This window comes from Rudaea sp., assembly GCF_036383415.1.
Classification (GTDB): Bacteria; Pseudomonadota; Gammaproteobacteria; order Xanthomonadales; family Rhodanobacteraceae; genus Rudaea.
Genome location: NZ_DASVOK010000472.1, coordinates 1 through 4,417, shown reverse-complemented (window position 1 = coordinate 4,417; position 4,417 = coordinate 1). Strand labels below are relative to the sequence as shown.

Below are 4,417 nucleotides of genomic sequence, written 5' to 3'. Positions count from 1 at the left end.
CGCGCGACCCGTTGCTGCTGCAGGTGCTGCCGCAGGCCACGGAACTCGACAGCGTAGCGGGATTCGGCCTCGATGCGGTTGGCGATCTCGACTCGCGCACGGGCAAGGGCGTGCTGCACAAATACCACGGGCGCGCGCTGCTGGTCGCGACCGGTTCCTGCGCGGTGAACTGCCGCTACTGCTTCCGCCGCCACTTCCCTTACGGCGAGGAAACCGCCGCGGCCAATCGCTGGCAGGAGGCCGTCGAACATCTGCGCGCCGACGACACGATCGAGGAAGTGATCCTCTCTGGCGGCGATCCGCTGTCGCTGTCAACGGCAAAACTGGCCGAGTTGACCGACGCGCTCGCATCGATCGCCCATATCCGCCGCCTGCGCATCCATACGCGCCTGCCTGTCGTGCTGCCGGAGCGCGTCGACGCGGAATTCATCGCCTGGCTGCGCGGCCTGCCGTGGCCGGTCGCGATCGTGCTGCACGCGAACCACGCCAACGAACTCGACACCACCGTCGCGGGCGCCTGCGAGCGCCTGCGCGAGACCAGCGCCACCCTGCTCAACCAGAGCGTGCTGCTGCGCGCGGTCAACGACTCCGTGGACGCGCTGGCCAACCTGTCGATACGCCTGTTCGACTGCGGCGTGCTGCCCTACTACCTGCATCAGCTCGATCGCGTCGCCGGCGCGGCGCATTTCGCGGTCGACGACGATGTCGCGCGTGCGCTCGTCGAAGCCCTGCGAGCGCAATTGCCGGGCTACCTGCTGCCGCGGCTCGTGCGCGAAATCGCGGGCGAGCCGCACAAGACGCCGTTGTGACCCTGTCTGCCTGCTATCTGCCCGCCCACTGGCGCGGCTGGGACGAATCGAGTAAAACTCGGACATCTTCCATTTTCCCATCGCGGACGCGAGCTTCATTGAAGCCATGAGCAAACCTACGGACGTGATCAAACTCCTGCTGGTCGAAGAGTCGGTCGAGGAAGCCGAGCGCCTGACCAGCGTGCTGCGCAACGCCGGCATCGCCGTGCGCGCGACCCAGGTGCGCGACGCGGACGAACTCGACGCGCAACTGCAGGCGCAGACGCCCGACCTGATCCTTGTCGGGAGCGCGCTCGGGCTCGACGAGGTCGTGCAGGCGGCCAACCGCGGCGGCAAGGACATCGCCATCGTCGCGATCGTGCCCGAGCTGTCGGGCGAGATCCTGACCGAAGTATTCCGCCACGGCGTCAACGGCGCGGCGGCCTATCAGCACGCGGAATTGTTCGTCGGCGTGATCCAGCGCGAATTCGCCAGCCTCAACCTGCGCCGCAGCGCGCGCCGGCTCGAATTGAACCTCGCCGAATCCGAGCGTCGCTGCGATTCGCTGCTCGAGTCCGCGCGCGACCCGATCGCCTACGTGCACGAAGGCGCGCACGTGCGCGCGAACCGCGCCTGGCTCGAAGCGTTCGGCTGTGCGGACTTCGACGAACTGCAGGGCGTGTCGGTGCTCGATCTGATCGCGCCCGAGGCCGCCGGCGATTTCAAATCACTGCTCAAGAATCTGTCGCGCGGCGAGAAGCCGCCGGCCAGCCTGCCGATCAAGGTGCGCCGCGCCGATGGCAGCACGTTCGACACGGTGATGGAGTTCGCGCCGGCCAGCGTCGGCGGCGAACCCTGCCAGCAGATCGTGCTGCGCCAACCGCTCGCCAATCCCGAGCTCGCGCAGCAGATCGACACGCTGCGCACGAAAGACCTCGTCACCGATCTCTACAACCGCCAGCACGGCCTCGCCGAACTCGAGCGCATGGTCGCCGCCGCCTCGGGCGGCGCGCCGAACCAGATCCTGCTGCTGCTCGAGGCCGACAACTTCCGCGAGCATCTCAGCGAGATCGGCCTCGGCAACGCCGACCTGCTGCTCGGCGACATGGCCAACCTGCTGCGCCGCAATCTCGAATCGACCGAACACATCGCCTTCCGTTTCGGCGACCAGACCTTCGGCGTGCTCAGCCCGGCGCTGCCCATCGGCGCCGCCAACGAACTCGCGCAACGGCTGTGCAACGCCTACGCCGAACACGATTTCGATATCGGCAAGCGCAATCTCAACCTGTTCGTCAGCATCTCCGGCGTGCTGATCGGTGAAAAGAACGCAAACGTGCAGGCGGTGCTGACCCAGGCCGGAGCAGGCCTGCGCGACCTACAGCAACGCGGCGGCAATCAGGCGTCGATCCACGATCCGGGCGTGCGCGATGCGGCCTTGATCGCCGAAGCGCAGCAACTGCGCGAGCGCCTTGAAGGCGCGGTCAAGCACGGCAAGTTCTCGCTCTACAGCCAGCCGATCGTCAACCTGCATGGCGTCGAAGGCGAGTTCTACGAAGTCCTCGCGCGCCTCGTCGACGACAAAGGCGAAGTGCAGCCGGACGTCTTCATGCCGGTTGCCGAAGATGCAGGTCTGATGCCTGCGATCGACCGCGTGGTGATCGCCAAGGCAATCACCACGCTGGCCGAACGCGAGAAGGCCGGGCGGCACACGACGTTCTTCGTCAGGCTCACCGCGCCGTCAATGGCCGACGAAACCCTGCTGCCGTGGATCGCGCAACAGCTCAAGGCCGCGCGCCTGCGCGGCGACGCACTCGTGTTCGAAGTGCCGGAGAGCAAGGTGGTCACCCAGCTCAAGGCCGCACGCAGCTTCGTCAGCGGCCTGCGCCAGCTGCATTGCAGCTTCGCGCTGGAGCAGTTCGGCGCGGGCGTCAACTCGTTCCAGCTGCTCAAGCACATCGACGCGAGTTATCTGAAGATCGACCGCAGCTACATGCAGGATCTGCCCAAGGACAAGGAGCACCAGGAGTTCATCCGCCAGTTCTGCCACCAAGCGCACCAGGCCGGCAAGATCGTCATCGCCGAACAGGTCGAGAACGCCGCGAGCATGTCGATCCTGTTCACTTGCGGCGTGAACTTCGTCCAGGGCAATTATCTGAACGAGCCGGAAAAAATCCTCAGCGCTGCATGATGCGGCGCGGGCGCGACGTCGCGCCTGGTTTGGCCCTGTCCTTTGTTGCGGCAGTTGCGCTTGGCACAGCGCCCGGATATCTGTGCGTCAGCGCATCAAGCCGCCGGGCGGCATGCCGCCACCACCGCCCATGCCCTTCATCGCCGCACCCATCTGGCGCATCAGGCCCTTCATGCCGCCCGAGCCCATCTTCGACATCATCTTTTCCATCTGCATGTACTGCTTGAGCAGACGGTTGACGTCGGCAGGCTGAGTGCCCGAGCCTTTCGCGACGCGCGTGCGGCGCGAACCGTTGAGCAGGTCGGGATGACGGCGTTCCTTCTTCGTCATCGAATTGACGATGGCGATCATGCGGTGGATTTCCTTGTCGTTGACCTTCGACTTCACCGCATCGGGCAGGTTGCCGACGCCCGGCAGCTTGTCCATCAGCGAGGCTAAGCCGCCCATCGACACCATCTGCTGCAACTGGTCGCGCATGTCGTTCATGTCGAAGCGCTTGCCCTTCATCACCTTCTCGGCAAGCTTCTGCGCCTTCTCCTTGTCGACGTTCTGCTCGACCTGCTCGACCAGCGAGAGTACGTCGCCCATGCCGAGGATGCGCTGCGCGATGCGGTCCGGATGGAACGCGTCAAGGCCGTCCGGCTTCTCGCTGACACCGATGAACTTGATCGGCCGCCCGGTGATATAGCGCACCGACAGCGCCGCGCCGCCGCGCGCATCGCCATCGGTCTTGGTCAGCACCACGCCGGTCAGCGGCAGCGCTTCGGCAAACGCCTTGGCCGTGTTCGCCGCATCCTGGCCGGTCATTGCGTCGACGACGAACAAGGTCTCGACCGGATTGAGCGCCGCATGCAGGCGCTTGATCTCGTCCATCATCTCCGCGTCGATCGCGAGGCGACCCGCGGTGTCGACCAGCAGCACGTCGGCGAAATTCTTCTTCGCCGCATCGAGCGCGCCCTGCGCGATCGCGACCGGGTCCTGGTCGCCCGTGCTCGGATGGAACAGCACGTCGACCTGCTCCGCCAGCGTGCGCAACTGTTCGATCGCCGCCGGACGATAGACGTCGGCGCTGACGACCATGACCTTTTTCTTCTTGCGATCCTTGAGGAACTTGGCGAGCTTGGCCACCGTCGTCGTCTTGCCCGCGCCCTGCAGGCCGGCCATCAGCACGATCGCCGGCGGCGCCGCCGCGAGGTTCAGGTCGGTGTTGACCGAACCCATCACCGCGGTCAACTCGTCGCGCACGACCTTGACCAGGGTCTGCCCCGGCGACAGCGACTTCAGCACCTCCTGACCCACCGCGCGCACCTGGATGCGCTGGATCAGCGCCTGCACCACCGGCAGTGCCACGTCGGCCTCGAGCAGGGCGATGCGCACTTCACGCAAGGCCTCGCGAATGTTCGCGTCGGTCAGCCGGGCGCGGCCGCGCAGGCGCTCGATC

Annotated in this window: 3 protein-coding genes; 2 read left to right on the top strand and 1 reads right to left on the bottom strand. The window is 66.1% G+C overall.

All coding sequences use genetic code 11. The annotated features are described in order from the left end of the window. Both epmB and VF497_RS17150 read left to right on the top strand, forming a co-directional pair. The coding region (gene epmB, locus VF497_RS17155) for an EF-P beta-lysylation protein EpmB (RefSeq protein WP_330890993.1) at nt 1-809 on the top strand (809 nt) is incomplete at its 5' end. Nucleotides 810-915: 106 nt separating this feature from the next. Next, nucleotides 916-2,976 carry an EAL domain-containing protein gene (locus VF497_RS17150; RefSeq protein WP_330890991.1) on the top strand — a complete coding sequence of 687 codons (2,061 nt, stop codon included), beginning with the start codon at nt 916-918 and terminating at the stop codon, nt 2,974-2,976. A gap of 87 nt (nt 2,977-3,063) precedes the next feature. Here the strand turns inward: VF497_RS17150 and ffh are convergent, their stop codons facing one another. Then, the gene (ffh, locus tag VF497_RS17145) at nt 3,064-4,416 is read right to left on the bottom strand and encodes a signal recognition particle protein (protein ID WP_330890989.1); all 1,353 of its coding nucleotides are present in this window, start codon (nt 4,414-4,416) and stop codon (nt 3,064-3,066) included. Between the last annotated feature and the right edge of the window lies 1 nt (nt 4,417).

Excerpts from the sequence above, each read along its gene's own strand:
- VF497_RS17150 (WP_330890991.1), top strand. The coding sequence starts at position 916 with ATGAGCAAACCTACGGACGTGATCAAACTCCTGCTGGTCGAAGAGTCG.